At 44.2% G+C, this 13,656-nt stretch carries 17 protein-coding genes; 8 read left to right on the top strand and 9 right to left on the bottom strand.

From position 1 onward, the window contains the following. Positions 1-17 precede the first annotated feature (17 nt). Complete coding sequence (locus tag EXZ60_RS06460; protein ID WP_277435470.1) at positions 18-1,475, bottom strand: M48 family metallopeptidase; 1,458 nt, start codon at positions 1,473-1,475, stop codon at positions 18-20. Between the two features lie 194 nt (positions 1,476-1,669). Here EXZ60_RS06460 and EXZ60_RS06455 point away from each other — a divergent pair, with 194 nt between their 5' ends. From EXZ60_RS06455 to EXZ60_RS06445, 3 genes are all read left to right on the top strand, one after another. Beyond that, a complete protein-coding gene (locus EXZ60_RS06455; RefSeq protein WP_017042766.1) occupies positions 1,670-1,897 on the top strand; it encodes a sulfurtransferase TusA family protein in 228 nt (75 codons plus the stop codon). Beyond that, positions 1,898-2,974 carry an AI-2E family transporter gene (locus EXZ60_RS06450; RefSeq protein WP_277435469.1) on the top strand — a complete coding sequence of 359 codons (1,077 nt, stop codon included), beginning with the start codon at positions 1,898-1,900 and terminating at the stop codon, positions 2,972-2,974. 214 nt (positions 2,975-3,188) lie between these two features. Next, positions 3,189-5,060: a methyl-accepting chemotaxis protein gene (locus EXZ60_RS06445; protein ID WP_277435468.1), complete on the top strand. Its 1,872-nt coding sequence runs from the start codon at positions 3,189-3,191 to the stop codon at positions 5,058-5,060. An 81-nt stretch (positions 5,061-5,141) separates the two neighbouring features. On the opposite strand, the gene bcp is transcribed toward EXZ60_RS06445, so the two are convergent. Further along, positions 5,142-5,609 carry a thioredoxin-dependent thiol peroxidase gene (gene bcp, locus EXZ60_RS06440; protein ID WP_013856283.1) on the bottom strand — a complete coding sequence of 156 codons (468 nt, stop codon included), beginning with the start codon at positions 5,607-5,609 and terminating at the stop codon, positions 5,142-5,144. Between the two features lie 13 nt (positions 5,610-5,622). Beyond that, positions 5,623-6,165, bottom strand: coding sequence for a glycine cleavage system protein R (locus EXZ60_RS06435; RefSeq protein WP_017042763.1), 543 nt, complete (start codon positions 6,163-6,165; stop codon positions 5,623-5,625). Between the two features lie 282 nt (positions 6,166-6,447). On the opposite strand from EXZ60_RS06435, the gene dapA reads away from it, so the two are divergent. Next, positions 6,448-7,326 (top strand): 4-hydroxy-tetrahydrodipicolinate synthase, encoded by an 879-nt coding sequence (dapA, locus tag EXZ60_RS06430; RefSeq protein WP_026028067.1) that lies wholly within the window; start codon positions 6,448-6,450, stop codon positions 7,324-7,326. Positions 7,327-7,377: 51 nt separating this feature from the next. Then, on the top strand, positions 7,378-8,397 hold the full coding sequence (gene bamC / locus EXZ60_RS06425; RefSeq protein ID WP_088729052.1) for an outer membrane protein assembly factor BamC: 1,020 nt from the start codon (positions 7,378-7,380) through the stop codon (positions 8,395-8,397). Between the two features lie 43 nt (positions 8,398-8,440). Here bamC and EXZ60_RS06420 read toward each other — a convergent pair whose 3' ends face one another. Genes EXZ60_RS06420 through EXZ60_RS06405 form a run of 4 tightly spaced genes read right to left on the bottom strand, consistent with a single transcriptional unit; the run spans position 8,441 to position 10,806 of the window. Continuing rightward, positions 8,441-8,620, bottom strand: a complete 180-nt coding sequence (locus EXZ60_RS06420; RefSeq protein ID WP_170906945.1) for a DUF2897 family protein — start codon at positions 8,618-8,620, stop codon at positions 8,441-8,443. A gap of 1 nt (position 8,621) precedes the next feature. After that, a complete protein-coding gene (locus EXZ60_RS06415; RefSeq protein WP_277435467.1) occupies positions 8,622-9,305 on the bottom strand; it encodes a M15 family metallopeptidase in 684 nt (227 codons plus the stop codon). A gap of 3 nt (positions 9,306-9,308) precedes the next feature. Further along, positions 9,309-10,442, bottom strand: coding sequence for a succinyl-diaminopimelate desuccinylase (gene dapE, locus EXZ60_RS06410; protein ID WP_017045749.1), 1,134 nt, complete (start codon positions 10,440-10,442; stop codon positions 9,309-9,311). Positions 10,443-10,458: 16 nt separating this feature from the next. After that, on the bottom strand, positions 10,459-10,806 hold the full coding sequence (locus tag EXZ60_RS06405) for an ArsC family reductase (protein ID WP_017042757.1): 348 nt from the start codon (positions 10,804-10,806) through the stop codon (positions 10,459-10,461). A 203-nt stretch (positions 10,807-11,009) separates the two neighbouring features. Here EXZ60_RS06405 and EXZ60_RS06400 point away from each other — a divergent pair, with 203 nt between their 5' ends. Further along, complete coding sequence (locus EXZ60_RS06400) at positions 11,010-11,297, top strand: helix-turn-helix domain-containing protein (protein ID WP_010318729.1); 288 nt, start codon at positions 11,010-11,012, stop codon at positions 11,295-11,297. A 22-nt stretch (positions 11,298-11,319) separates the two neighbouring features. Here EXZ60_RS06400 and EXZ60_RS06395 read toward each other — a convergent pair whose 3' ends face one another. Then, a complete protein-coding gene (locus EXZ60_RS06395; RefSeq protein WP_096036594.1) occupies positions 11,320-11,673 on the bottom strand; it encodes a DUF4156 domain-containing protein in 354 nt (117 codons plus the stop codon). Positions 11,674-11,676: 3 nt separating this feature from the next. After that, positions 11,677-12,018 carry a DUF2956 domain-containing protein gene (locus EXZ60_RS06390; RefSeq protein WP_194662476.1) on the bottom strand — a complete coding sequence of 114 codons (342 nt, stop codon included), beginning with the start codon at positions 12,016-12,018 and terminating at the stop codon, positions 11,677-11,679. Between the two features lie 179 nt (positions 12,019-12,197). Here EXZ60_RS06390 and EXZ60_RS06385 point away from each other — a divergent pair, with 179 nt between their 5' ends. Together EXZ60_RS06385 and EXZ60_RS06380 are read left to right on the top strand one after the other, a co-directional pair. Next, positions 12,198-12,665, top strand: a complete 468-nt coding sequence (locus EXZ60_RS06385; protein WP_017048865.1) for a DUF2919 domain-containing protein — start codon at positions 12,198-12,200, stop codon at positions 12,663-12,665. Between the two features lie 66 nt (positions 12,666-12,731). Further along, positions 12,732-13,634, top strand: a complete 903-nt coding sequence (locus EXZ60_RS06380; protein ID WP_277435466.1) for a Dyp-type peroxidase — start codon at positions 12,732-12,734, stop codon at positions 13,632-13,634. Positions 13,635-13,656: the final 22 nt, after the last annotated feature.

Raw genomic sequence — 13,656 nt, 5'->3', positions numbered from 1 at the left:
TCCTCGTTGTATTGTGATTATTGGAGTGATAAGAATCGGTCTCGTTGCACCATCAATTGGTCAATGCGTGCATCGTAGCGAGCTTGTTCTAAGCTGCCAAGTTCGGCGAGTTGACTTGCTTGAGTGTAATATTGAATTGCTTTATTCCAATTGGCTTTGAGCGCTAAAAGCTCCGCCCGCGCAGCAAGATCTTCTTGGCTATTGCCAATGCCGATATTCGCTTCTGATAGCAAATGCCAGCCGTTGGTATCATTAGGGTTGTCATGGGTGTAGCGCTGCAATACCCGAATGGCATCAGACAATTTATCTTGTTTTAACAAGCTGTTGGCGTAGTTAATTGTTAAGGTTGGATTGTTCGGTTTCTGTTTGAGTGCCTTCTCGAGCAAGGTTTGGGCTTTGGCCGCTTGATTTAGAGCGATATCGAGATCGGCCATCGCATCAAGATAGAAATTGTTTGTTGGGTCTTGTGCAACCAGCTTTGATAAAATCGCCTCTGATTTATCAAATTGCTTGCTATCGAGATAAACCAAGGCTTTGCCATATTGGAAGGCTGGCGCGAGAGTCGCACTCTCTTTTTTCTCCGCACGCTTAAACCAATCAAGAGCGGCTTCATTATCAATCCCAGCATAGCGAGCAACAATTCGCGAGCGTGCTAAATGGTAATCCAATGAAGGTTGAAGGCGCATAGGCGGGTAGTGTTGGGCGCGCTCACGGCTGTCGGTAATACGATCTTCTGGCAGCGGATGGGTTAGTAACATCGGTGGCGGTTTACTCGCGTAACGATATTCATCAGCGAGGCGGCCAAAAAACCTTGGCATGGCTTGGGCATCAAACCCCGCTTTGGCTAGCGTTGCAATACCAAATCGGTCAGCCTCTTTCTCATTACTGCGCGTATAGTTTATTTGGCTTTGCATACTGCCTGCAGTGGTGGCGGTAATGGCGGCAATGCCCACTTCAGGTGCCGCAATAGCCAGTAACAAAGAGCCTGCCAATGCGGCGATTGTTGCTGGTGAGCGTCTGGCTTGGTCTTCCATACTGCGTGCTAAATGGCGCTGCGTGACGTGGGCAATTTCGTGCGAAAGAACCGAAGCGAGTTCGCTTTCTGTTTGTGCATGCAAAAACAACCCAGAGTGCAACGCAACATAACCGCCAAAGAAGGCAAACGCATTGATGTTGCGATCGCGGATCATAAAAAAGGTGAACAGTGTTTTTACATCGTTGGCATTGGCAACCAATTTATGCCCTAGGCTATCGATGTACTCGTTTATCACCGGATCATTGACGATAGGCTGGCTGTTACGCAGCATGCGCATATAAGCATCGCCATAAATAAGCTCTTGATCAATCGTCAAGGTCGAACCTGCTACTGTCCCAATGTCCGGTAGCTCTATGGTATCGGCATAGCTCAAGGAAGGGGCGTTTATCGCCACAGTAATACAGAGGCAAAGTAAGGATCGAGCGCGTTTAAACTTCATATTTGTCAGTGATATTCCGTGAGCTTCTTGTCTGTATGACATTGAATGTGTGAATTGGTTTCCAACTCAAAATAACGGCCAAAAATTGTAGAGAGAGAAGAGTAAGCCAGCCGGTGTTTGAGTATCGATAAACACTGGCATGCCAGTCAAAACTCGATACAATGGCAGGCCTATATTAAGCATTGAGCAGAAGAATGGAACCAAATATTCTGGATTTACGCCAGCAGCGTTGTCCGATGGCTTTATTACTTGCGAAGCGTCACACTGTTCAATTGGTTTTGGGTGAGGTATTAGACATTTGGCTTAACGACGTCAGCTCAGGACAGGATATAGAAAAATATTTGTCTGCTCATGGCTTTCGTTGCCAGTGGAACACGTCACCCGGCTATTTTTGGCTAAAAGTAATTAAGGAACTCGATTAAATGTTTGAAATGGTAACTCGTTGGTATCAAAGACGCTTTTCTGATCCTCATGCCGTTAGTCTGGTTGCTATTCTGTTTTTTGGTTTTGTAACGATATATTTCTTCGGTCATTTGATTGCGCCGCTGCTTGTAGCCATTGTGCTGGCGTATTTACTTGAGTGGCCAGTAATGCAATTGCGCCGTTTTGGGCTTCCTAGGTCCGTTTCCGTAATTTTGGTGATTTTGCTGTTTGTCGGTTTGATGCTGCTGGCTATCTTTGGTTTAGTACCAACCATTTGGAAACAGGTTGGTAATTTAATCAATGACATTCCTAACATGTATGCAGGGTTGCAAAGCTTCATTTTGAGTATTCCTGAACGTTACCCTGAACTCGATAATTTACAGATTGTTGAGTCGGTGATAAGCAATGCGAAGAACCAGGCTTTAGGTATGGGGGAAAGTGTCGTTAAAGGGTCACTTGCTTCTCTTGTGAGTTTGGCCACCTTGGGTGTCTATCTCATTTTAGTGCCGTTGCTGGTGTTCTTTTTATTGAAAGATAAGAATGAAATGCTGCGAATGACCAGTGGGTTATTGCCACGCAACCGTAAACTCGCGGCTAAAGTATGGCAAGAGATGAACCAACAAATCTCAAACTACATCCGTGGAAAAGTGTTAGAAATACTGATTGTTGGTAGTATCAGTTACGTCACTTTCGCCATTCTTGATTTACGTTATTCTGTGTTACTTGCTGTGGCTGTGGGCCTATCGGTTTTGATCCCTTATATTGGCGCGGCCGCTGTGACGGTGCCAGTTGCCATTGTTGGTCTCTTCCAATGGGGCATGACTCCGCCGTTTTACACATTATTAATTGCTTATGGCATCATCCAAGCTTTGGATGGCAATGTATTGGTTCCCGTTCTATTTTCTGAAGCCGTTAATCTACATCCCGTTGCTATCATTGTCGCGGTGTTGGTCTTTGGTGGGCTGTGGGGGTTTTGGGGCGTATTTTTTGCTATTCCTCTTGCCACTCTAGTAAAAGCAGTATGGCATGCTTTGCCCAGCACAGATGAACCTGTTGTTGAGGCTGAATCGTCCTAAAACCGCTGAATTATAAATAAAAAATAGAGAGTAAACAGAATCATTAAGGAAGCCTAAACCGTAACCGTTTTGGGCTTTTTTTTGCCAAATAGTAAATATTGATTAGACTGAACTAAGGAGATGTGTAAAAAAAGCTATAGATTTTTTGTAACTTGGCGATAACTAACTATAACCACAAAAATGATAATTAATTTGGCATCAATGAGGGATACTTATGAAGTTTAGCCAAAAAATAGTTGCAGCTTCTTCTGCACTTCTGCTTGTTACCGTCTCGCTTATTTCCATTCAGCAACTGAGCATTGTTCGCTCGGAGATAGAATCTCTAGTTACAAAAAGTCTGAGTGAAATGGAAGCAGGGGTTAAAAACACCATTGTTTCTGAAACGGAAAGCAAAAAATCCTTGGCTCAGTCAATGACTGAGGTGATTGAGCTTGATCCGCTCAACCGGGATTACGTTAAAAACATTCTTGAAAAACCGAAGTTGAAAAAAAGCTTTTTAGCCATAGGGTTAGGATATGAATCCGATGGTAAAGTGGTGGAGAATGATGACGGTTGGGAGCCAAGCGCTGATTACGATCCTCGCAAGCGCCCTTGGTTTGTGGATGCTAAAGCATCGAAAAAACTTATCGTTACAGCGCCGTATGTCGATATTTCTACCAAAAATGTGATCATTTCTATTGGTACGCCTATTTACGATCAAGGTCGATTCTCTGGTGCCATGTTCTACGATATGGAATTGACGGGTTTAGCTGAATTGGTGAACTCTATTAATTTATTCGATGCGGGTTACCTCTTTATCGTTTCAGGTGACGGAGCGACGATTGCTCACCCTGATACCAAAAATAATGGTGAGAAGTTATCGACTTATTTACCGCAAGTGACTCTGAAAGAGGGGGACCAACAGATTGAAATTGATGGTACCCGTTATCTCGTCAGCTTCACTCATATTCCAAGTGAGAACTGGTACATCGGTGCGATTGTTGATGAATCCATCGCCTTCAATGCGATTGGCGTATTACGCAATAGCTCTATTATCTATACGTTAATTGGGCTTGTGTTGAGTGTGATTGGCTTGACGCTACTGATTAAAGTGTTAATGCGTCCATTAGGTGTGCTCAATGAAGCGATTCAAGATGTCGCCTCAGGGCAGGGGGATTTAACCAAGCGCTTGGATACCAATACGGACCAAGAGTTTGCTCAACTCGCATCAGGGTTTAATACCTTTACCGAGACGCTGCAAAAGCAGATCACGCAATCAAAAGCGATTGGTGAAGAGATCATGCGTGGTACAGAGCTTACGGTACAGGGAGCTCATGAATCGGCCGAAGCAATGCGTACTCAGTTACAAGAGCTAGAGCAGCTTGCAACCGCAATGCACGAAATGGCGGTGACATCGACAGAAGTTGCCAATAATGCGCAAGGTGCAGCAGCAGCGGCGAAAGAAGCCGATGAAGCAACGCAAGATGGTTCCAGTGTGGTCAGTGAAACGACATTGTCGATCGACAATTTATCGGCCCGCATTGACCAAGCGGTGGAAGAGGTGAAAGGCCTAGAGTCCGCGACGGCGAATATTGAAACTATTTTGAAAGTGATTAATGACATTGCTGATCAAACTAACTTGCTTGCCTTAAACGCGGCGATTGAAGCGGCTCGAGCGGGTGAATCTGGCCGTGGTTTTGCCGTTGTTGCTGATGAAGTGCGTACACTAGCTCAGCGCACTCAACAATCGACCACCGAAATTCGCAGTATGATTGAGCAATTACAAGCAGGAGCGAGTTCTGTCTCTTCGGCTATGAATGAAAGTAAAACGACGGCTGTTGATGCGGTGAATAAAGCGAAAACGGCAAATTCGGCATTGAATCGTATTCGTGATGCGATACAAGTGATTTCGGACATGAATATCCAAATTGCATCTGCGGCAGAAGAGCAAAGCCTTGTGGCTGAAGAGATCAACACCAATACAGTGAAGATTAAAGATTTGTCGACGCAAGTGGCACAATCTGCTGAAGAAGCCAATATCGCAATGCAGGTTCAAACGGAAAACGTTCGTGAGCAAGATGCTCTGCTCAATAAGTTCATTGTGTAATTACACATCAACTTTTGATTAGTCGTGTTACAAAAATGCCAGTATTAAGAACTGGCATTTTTTATTTCAGTCGAGTTTTGATTATTGGGCGTTTAGATAATCAAGTACCACTTCATGGTGATCTTTGGTTTTGAATTTATCAAAAACCTGTTCAATGATACCTTGCTCGTTAATTAAAAAGCTAATCCGGTGTAGACCATCATACACTTTGCCCATGAACTTCTTCTCACCCCATACGCCGAACTGTTCAGCAACCACGTGGTCTTCATCGGATAATAAAGTAAAGTTTAAGTGATCACGTTCAATGAATTTACCTAAACGCTTCACGGGATCGGTGCTGACTCCGAGTACCACTACGTTATGAGCATCGAGTTCTGCTTTTACATCTCGAAGGCCTTGAGCCTGAACAGTACAACCTGGTGTCATGGCTTTAGGATAAAAGTAGAACAACACCTTTTTCCCTGAGAAATCAGCAAGGGAAACGGTATTTCCATCTTGATCTAAAAGTGAAAAAGCAGGTGCTGGCGTGCCTGCAGTAAGCGTTTTCATTATTCTTCCTTTTTTATTGACTGTTTTTTATAAAGTTAAGAGAACCTTGTACATCCAGTGTCTTGCATAAACTGTCAAATTCTTCTTGTAGTTGCATTAAGTTACACCCTGAATCGACACTGGCGGTAATGGCAATATGAAATTGGTCGTGATCAAGGCGTAACTTTGATTTATGAATCGTCTGCGCACTCAGTGAAGCCATACCAATATTACGATTGGCAAAAAATTGAGTGAATTTCTCTGTTAGGCCAATTTTGTCTTCAGACTCAACAAACACTTCAACCGTATAGGCATTATCTTGATAATCATGAGGTGATGTACGTTTCATGATGGTGATGAGATCATGTTGTTGGCCTAATAAAGGTAAGGTTGTCTCTACTCGGGTGATGTGGTTTGTATTGCCAGAGACCAGCATGATGAGCGTGAACTCTTTGCCAAACAAAGCAATTCGGCTATCGATGATATTGCAGCCTGATTGCGTAACTAAACGTACCACTTCATTACAGATACCAGGGCGGTCTGTCCCTACAGCAGTGATCACTAGATGCTGAGTCATAATATCGCTTCACTTTTATCGTTTTGGGCATGTTATCACAGTTAAATTATAGAGGAACGGTGGTGGAATAGCTTTTTAAGAACTCCGTCTTGAAAATAACGTGTTGTTGACATCGACATATTCAGATCCGCTATAAAGTTTGCCCTTAATTGATGTTGTTTGTTAAACCTCTAACATCTGATAAATATTCATCCAAATGGGCTGATTAAGCGAATTTAATCCCTTGTGTTTTTCAATCGCCTTACAGTACCATGCAGAAAGTAACAAATTAGGGAGATGGACATGTTTTCAGGAAGTATCGTAGCGCTCATTACACCGTTTAATCATGATGGTGAGGTTGATTTTGTTAGTTTGAAGAAGCTGGTGGACTTTCACGTGACAGCCGGAACTGACGCCATTGTTGCCGTCGGAACAACGGGTGAATCTGCCACGCTAACCGTTGAAGAGCATGTCAAAGTTGTCGCAAAAACCGTCGAGTTTGCCGAAGGACGTATTCCTGTGATTGCGGGAACGGGTGCGAATGCTACTCATGAAGCGGTAACGTTTAGCCGTTTATTAAATAATACAGGTATTGCTGGCTGTTTAAGTGTGACTCCTTATTACAATAAACCAACCCAAGAAGGTTTATTTCAACACTACAAAGCAATTTCTCAAGAGACTGATATCCCTCAGATTCTCTATAATGTACCAGGCCGTACAGCGGTTGATTTGCGTCCTGAAACCGTCGCTCGCCTTGCTGAAATTAAAACGATTGTCGCCTTAAAAGATGCAACGGGTGATTTGAGCCGAGTGGCTCTGCATCGTGAACTTTGTGGAAAAGACTTTATCTTATTAAGTGGTGATGACGCGACAGGTTTAGAGTTCGTTAAATTAGGTGGACAAGGTGTTATTTCGGTGACGAATAATATTGCCGCTAAAGATATGGCGCAGATGATGCACTTAGCATTAGAAGGCCGGTTCGACGAGGCTGAGCTTATTAATCAACGTTTGATGCCTTTGCATAAAGGTCTATTTGTTGAGTCGAGCCCGATCCCAGTGAAATGGGCTGCTCACAAAATGGGATTGATTACAAATGGTGATCTACGTCTACCTTTGACTGAACTGTCTGAACCTGTACGTTCAACGGTTGCCCAAGCCATGACCGAAGCTTGTATCTTCTAAATCGATTCAATATTGTGCCGAGGCTTTTTCCTCGGCAGTCTAGGAGTTTGAATGAAATTTACTCATCAGCTAGTTATCAGTTCACTAGCTGTTTTTGTTTTAAGCGCATGTGCTGGTAACGCTTCTCAGCGTCGCCAAGCAAAAGATGATTTTGCTTATTTAGAAACCCCGGCTCTAAAAGAGTGGCAACTTCCTGAAGGAGCCACTCCGCAGTTTTATCTTAACTACCAAATACCAGAAGGTGACTTCCAAGGTGGCATTGGCCGTACTGTGGATATTCGTCCTCCTCAACAAGTATTAGAATTGATCCCTGGCGCGCGTGCCGAGCGCCAAAATGGCGAAGTGACATTATGGATGATCAAGCAAGATGAAGCCGACAAGGTGTGGCAAACTGCGTTAGCCATGCTTAAAGAGCGAAACATTGGTATCGCTGCACAAAGTGAAAACCAGATTGATACTGATTGGGTGACTTGGGTTTCTGAAGATGAAGAAGTTGAGATTGGTAGCCGCTACCAAATCTCACGAGTGATGGCGAATAATCGTTTTGGCTTTAAGATTTCATTGACTGGTTGGCGTGAAGGTGGCAAAGAGATGCCAGTGAGTGCTACCAATAAAGAGCGTTATAATGCGTTCATGACCAATTTGGTCACGGCTCGTTACGATACCGATCTACGTCAAGAAGCAGCACGTAAAGCTCAACAGTTGGTTAAACAGATCCCCATTACGATGGGCAGTGACCGTAGTGGTTTCCCTGTCATTATTGCTCGTACCTCTTACGATGTTCTGTGGCAACGTTTGCCTAATCTTATGCCGCAGTTCGGTTTTACGCTCGAAGAGCGCAACCAATCTCAAGGTACAATAAAAGCGAAATACTCCGCGCCAGATGACGCCTTTTGGCAAGACATTGGCGTGAAACCTATCTCGCTGAAAAGTGGAACTTACACCTTCTTGTTAGGTGATCTAGGTAACCGTACCTCGATCAACGTGACCAATTCAGCTGGCAAACCGGTGGAAGAGGAGCTATTGAAAGATATGGTGCCTGTACTGTCGGCGATTGCCGAGCGTCAGTAATTGTGATGACGAATCCATGAAAAATAAAGGGACGAAAGTCCCTTTATTTTTGCTCTGAATCTGAGTCTTCGTGCTTATCAAGTTCGTTGAGTTTATCCAGATCACTCTTCTTCCCTTTCAAGCCAAATTTCATGTTAGCCGTGTATTTCAGCGCGGCAATATTACCGATAAACACCGCTAAGATTACAATAGTGATAACCCAAGGGTTGGTAATGAATTCCATATCAGGACTCCGGTTGGCTGATGTTAACAATGTACTGAGTGTAGATCCGATCTAAGTTCTCTTGTACCGTCGACACACCTAGGAGCGGCATGTTTTCAAGCTGTGTCGCCAATACGCTTGGCGTCAACAGGTCAAGGCAGTCTTTAGCCGCTGTTTTGTGGCTAATATGCCAAGGTTCAAACGCAACACCGCCTTTCTTTCCTTGGTAGGGGAAGAAAAAAACAAACTTAGGTAAATGCTTTTTCATCCATTGATAAAAAGGAGCTTGGTGGCCTGAGAGATATTCCCACGGTTCAAGCTTGAGCGTGACACCTGTCGGTAATGCTTTGCGATCAAAAACATCAAAGTCACAACCCCAATGGTGGCGACTGCTACCGGGCAGCGCTGACCAGCGCAAAATCGTGAATATCTTTTGTTCTTCGCTTAACTGAGCAGGGTTTACCGGTTGACTGTTATTATCAAGTAATTCGGCTTGCCCTGACATTTTCCGATTCCAGATGTTCAACTGGCGTTCAAAATCACGAAACCCACTGGCGATATGGAAATCAAAACCAGCATCGTCAGCTGCTTGCTTTAAATCGAGCAAATCTTGGATCACCCCGGGGTGAACCAAGAAAGATTTCTGCCCAATCAGCACTGATGTTAAATGGGAGTCGGTTTGTCCGGTCAACTGCTCTGGAGTCATGGGTTACACCAATAAATTCTCTAAGGTTTTTTGGTACATATCCGTCAGTTTCTCTAAATCGGCGATCTTAACGCACTCGTTAACTTTATGAATTGTCGCGTTAACAGGACCAAGTTCGACCACTTGTGCGCCCATCTGGGCAATAAAGCGTCCATCAGATGTGCCCCCTGTCGTCAATAGCTCTGGGGATTTGTGGTTCACCTCATCGACGGCTTTAACGACGGCAGTCAGTAATGAACCCGTATCGGTCAAGAAAGGTTGGCCGCTTAATGTCCAGCGTAATTCATAATCCAATCCATGGGCATCTAAGATAGAATGCACGCGGCGCTTGATCTCTTCATCGGTTAACTCGGTACTGAAACGGAAGTTAAACTGCACGTCAAACTCACCGGGGATGACGTTTGATGCCCCCGTACCAGCTTGCAAGTTTGGAATTTGGAAGCTGGTCGGTGGGAAATAAGCGTTCCCTTCATCCCATTTTATTGCCGCAAGTTCGGCTAGCGCAGGCAAGGCTTGGTGAATCGGGTTATTAGCAAGGTGAGGATAAGCAACGTGTCCTTGAATCCCTTTTATCTGTAGATCGCCTGTAATTGAGCCACGACGGCCATTTTTTATCACATCGCCCACATTTAATGTACTCGATGGCTCACCGACGATACACATATCAATTGGCTCATTACGCGCCATTAACGTATCGACTACGCGAGTGGTGCCATTGATAAATGGCCCTTCTTCATCTGAAGTGATCAAAAAGGCAATCGAACCTTGATGGTTAGGGTGCTGTTCAATAAAGCGCTCAACAGCGACAACCATGCAAGCAAGCGAGCCTTTCATATCTGCCGCCCCGCGCCCATGTAAATAACCATCAATTACAGTCGGTTCAAACGGCGCTGTATGCCACTGCGCTAAAGGACCAGCGGGAACCACATCCGTATGGCCAGCAAAGGCAAAAAGAGGCGATTGAGTGCCGCGGCGAGCCCAAAAATTAGTGGTATCTTCAAAGACCATTGTTTCCACTTCAAACCCTAGCGCTTGTAAGCGTTTAATCATCAGGTCTTGGCAACCTGCATCCTCAGGAGTTACTGATTGGCGACTAATGAGATCTTTTGCGAGTGCCAGTACAGGGCTGTCTGTCATCCTTGAAATCCTTGTATTAAGAGAAAATAGCAGCGTATTGCTGAGCATTAAAACCGAGATGGTAATGGGTGTCGACCAATAAAATAGGTCGTTTGATCATAGCAGGCTGTTCAACCAGCAAGGTCACTGCATTGTTAGCATCTAATGACTCTTTTTGTGAGGGCGTGAGCTGACGAAAGGTTGTTCCGCGTTTATTGAGTACATTTTCCCAACCAAGTGCTTGGCAAAACTGAGCCACGAGCTCGGCATCAATACCTTGTTTGCGGTAGTCATGAAATTGGTAATCCACCCCCGCAGCTTCCAACCATTTCCGTGCTTTTTTAATGGTGTCGCAGTTGGGAATGCCATACATAGTGATCGTCATAAAAATCCTTGTTGAGGCGTATTATTTTTTTAATGGTCAAATCCTATCAGGAAGCGCTGTGGCTTACAAAATAGAGATGCTTTTATTTCGTTGTTAAAAAAAAATGTGTTTCAGTTGCTTACGATTGGAAAGTTATTGATCGAACGCAACACTCTAAATGTGAAAACAGAAATAATGAAGCGGCACAGTAATAGGAGGTGTCAATGGAACTGAGTCCTGTTTTTGCAAGGCGACTGTATTTAGCTTTGTTAGTAGAAAGCCTTGAAAGACCAAACGTGCCCAAACTCATCGAAAAAACGGGGTGGCCTCGCCGTACGATTCAGGATGTCCTGAAAGCACTGCCAGGAATAGGGATTGAACTGATGTTTGTTCAAGATGGAAGGCGTCACAATGATGGTTACTATCAACTCTCTGATTGGGGGCCATTTGATAGTCAATGGGTATTAGATCGTCGCTGTGATATTGCGACTAGCCTTGGATTTAGTGCATAAGCCAGCATTTGCTGGCTTTTTTTTATGGTGTTTTCATATCCACATTGGGTAAGCAACGATAAACAGTACCGAAAATCGTGACAGAGGTTTTGAAATAATTGGAGTAGTCGAGCGTTACTGTATCGCCTCCCAGTTGATGAGCGTGAGTTTTTAGCTCGTTTACTGCCCTTCGAATTAATTTGTCATTGGGAATGAGCCAAGAGCTGAACCAGTAACCTTCACTGCCTGTCACATCCCCTAACCAGTCACACTGACCAGCATCAAATCCGGCATCAGTACGAATCTGGATGCGATCTGCATCGTTTAGGAGTGGGCTGTGTGATGAGCTACAGCCTATCATTAGCGCTGCCAGCAATAATATAGACAGTCTTTTCATAAGTTAACCTTTCAAAGCTAAATAAGAGATAAAACCAAGCCAGCTCACGATCAGCAGTGCCCAAGGTAACCATGAGGTCAGTACTAAGCTGGATGAAGTTTCAATCTGCGCGGGTTCTTCTTCTCTATTTTGTGCGGTTCTCTTTAGCTGCAATGCTCTTTTTTTTGCTTTATCTGCCTGTCGGCTTTTCTCTTTTTGCTGCTTTTTATACAAGGCTATGCCTTTCTCAATGCCTTGAGCGATCAGCTTGGTTTGTTCTTTCGTTTGCCCTTGCTTTTGAGTGGCTAAGGCGACTTTCATGGCTTGTTGCTGAGTTTGTTCTGAGGGAATAATCGTTTTATTCATAACGTTTACAAGCGGCTATAGACAGGCGCTCACCCTATCACGTATCGTCATCCTTCACTATTGAGATTGATCACTATGCGTGATGTTCAAGTTAGAAACTGGTCAAGAGCAAAAGATCTGGCTAGCTATTTGAAATCGATTCGCTAAAGTAAAAACGTTTTTTTAAAAGAGCGAAGGTATTGATGCGTTATGCGTTAGAGCGATACGACCAACATGGTTTTCTTAAAGCCCCTAAACTTATCTGGCTTGGTTGGTTATTTTTGGCAAAAGCTTGGGTTGTTTTCGTGGTGGCAGGAGCAAGCCGAGATAATGGTACGACGATTTTAACCATTGTTTACCCAGACCATTCGATGCTTTATTTGGGGTTGATTATAGGGTTGCCAAGTATCATTCTGATGTGGCTTATCAGCTTACGTGCTCCTGAACGATCGTGGCTAAACCGCATCGTCAGCATGGGAAAACCGCTGACGTTACTTATGGTTATCTTGCAATTTATGCAAACGCTTTATCATATCTATTTAGAGCACGGCGTTTTTAATTGGGCCAATGCAAGCACACTGTTGGTGCTGTTATGGTTTGGCCTATATCTACTGAAGAGTAAAAGTGTGCGTGATTGTTTTTCTATCCCGCTCATAGACAAGGCGTGATCCCAATCAAGGTCGCCCCCAAAAACTGAATTACACTGAGCAAAAATAAGTAAGTGAGGATATTTTATGACACAACCTCAAACCGCGATTCTGCCTGAAGCAGGTCCGTTTGCACTGTTTAGCCTTTTAAAAGTAAAGCAAAACCCGGCGCATGTTTTAGCGCAATTGAAAGCATTGCCCGCTTTAGTCAATGAGATAAATCAACATCAACCCGGCGCTGAATTAACCGTGTCGGTCGCGTTTACTCGCATCTTTTGGCAGCGTTTAAACCAAAGCATACCACAAGAGCTGATTGATTTTCCTGAGCTTGGTAAAGGCGAAACCATAGCACCAAGTACCGAGGTGGATGTGTTGATTCACTGCCATTCTCAGCGTCATGACTTGCTGTTTTATGTGTTGCGTAAATGGATGGAACCTGTGGCTGAGTTGGTTGAAATGGTGGATGAAACCTACTCATTTCGTTACTTAGATGCGCGAGATATGACGGACTTTATCGATGGCACTGAAAACCCTAAAGCCGAAAAACGTCAAGAAGTGGCACTGATTGCTGATGGTGAATTTGCTGGCGGCAGTTATGTGATGTTGCAGCGTTTTGTGCATAACCTTCCAGCTTGGAATCGCTTAAATGTGGCGGCGCAAGAAAAAGTGATTGGGCGTACTAAGCCTGATTCGATTGAGCTTGATAATGTACCTGCAGCGTCTCACGTTGGCCGTGTTGATATTAAAGAAGAGGGGAAAGGGCTGAAAATTGTTCGTCATAGCTTACCTTACGGTACGGTGAGTGGTGAGCACGGTTTACTATTCATTGCTTATTGCCATACGCTGCATAACTTTAAAGTGATGTTGGAAAGTATGTATGGTGTGGCGGATGGTAAAACAGACCAACTGCTGCGCTTTACCAAAGCCGTAACGGGTGCGTACTTTTTTGCCCCTTCAGCTGATATGCTACAACATCTTGAACTAAAGTAAGTTTCAATACTGACCTACTATC

Origin of the sequence: Vibrio sp. 1151_11 (genome assembly GCF_029478525.1) — a bacterium.
Classification (GTDB): domain Bacteria; phylum Pseudomonadota; class Gammaproteobacteria; order Enterobacterales; family Vibrionaceae; genus Vibrio; species Vibrio anguillarum.
Note: the sequence above shows the minus strand (reverse complement) of the source record. Positions and strands in the feature narration are given on the sequence as shown.

Excerpts from the sequence above, each read along its gene's own strand:
- bamC (WP_088729052.1), top strand. The coding sequence starts at position 7,378 with ATGAAATTTACTCATCAGCTAGTTATCAGTTCACTAGCTGTTTTTGTT.
- dapA (WP_026028067.1), top strand. The coding sequence starts at position 6,448 with ATGTTTTCAGGAAGTATCGTAGCGCTCATTACACCGTTTAATCATGAT.
- EXZ60_RS06450 (WP_277435469.1), top strand. The coding sequence starts at position 1,898 with ATGTTTGAAATGGTAACTCGTTGGTATCAAAGACGCTTTTCTGATCCT.
- EXZ60_RS06455 (WP_017042766.1), top strand. The coding sequence starts at position 1,670 with ATGGAACCAAATATTCTGGATTTACGCCAGCAGCGTTGTCCGATGGCT.
- EXZ60_RS06395 (WP_096036594.1), bottom strand. The coding sequence starts at position 11,673 with ATGAAAAGACTGTCTATATTATTGCTGGCAGCGCTAATGATAGGCTGT.
- bcp (WP_013856283.1), bottom strand. The coding sequence starts at position 5,609 with ATGAAAACGCTTACTGCAGGCACGCCAGCACCTGCTTTTTCACTTTTA.
- EXZ60_RS06445 (WP_277435468.1), top strand. The coding sequence starts at position 3,189 with ATGAAGTTTAGCCAAAAAATAGTTGCAGCTTCTTCTGCACTTCTGCTT.
- EXZ60_RS06460 (WP_277435470.1), bottom strand. The coding sequence starts at position 1,475 with ATGAAGTTTAAACGCGCTCGATCCTTACTTTGCCTCTGTATTACTGTG.
- EXZ60_RS06405 (WP_017042757.1), bottom strand. The coding sequence starts at position 10,806 with ATGACGATCACTATGTATGGCATTCCCAACTGCGACACCATTAAAAAA.
- EXZ60_RS06380 (WP_277435466.1), top strand. The coding sequence starts at position 12,732 with ATGACACAACCTCAAACCGCGATTCTGCCTGAAGCAGGTCCGTTTGCA.
- EXZ60_RS06390 (WP_194662476.1), bottom strand. The coding sequence starts at position 12,018 with ATGAATAAAACGATTATTCCCTCAGAACAAACTCAGCAACAAGCCATG.
- dapE (WP_017045749.1), bottom strand. The coding sequence starts at position 10,442 with ATGACAGACAGCCCTGTACTGGCACTCGCAAAAGATCTCATTAGTCGC.
- EXZ60_RS06420 (WP_170906945.1), bottom strand. The coding sequence starts at position 8,620 with ATGGAATTCATTACCAACCCTTGGGTTATCACTATTGTAATCTTAGCG.
- EXZ60_RS06415 (WP_277435467.1), bottom strand. The coding sequence starts at position 9,305 with ATGACTCCAGAGCAGTTGACCGGACAAACCGACTCCCATTTAACATCA.
- EXZ60_RS06400 (WP_010318729.1), top strand. The coding sequence starts at position 11,010 with ATGGAACTGAGTCCTGTTTTTGCAAGGCGACTGTATTTAGCTTTGTTA.
- EXZ60_RS06435 (WP_017042763.1), bottom strand. The coding sequence starts at position 6,165 with ATGACTCAGCATCTAGTGATCACTGCTGTAGGGACAGACCGCCCTGGT.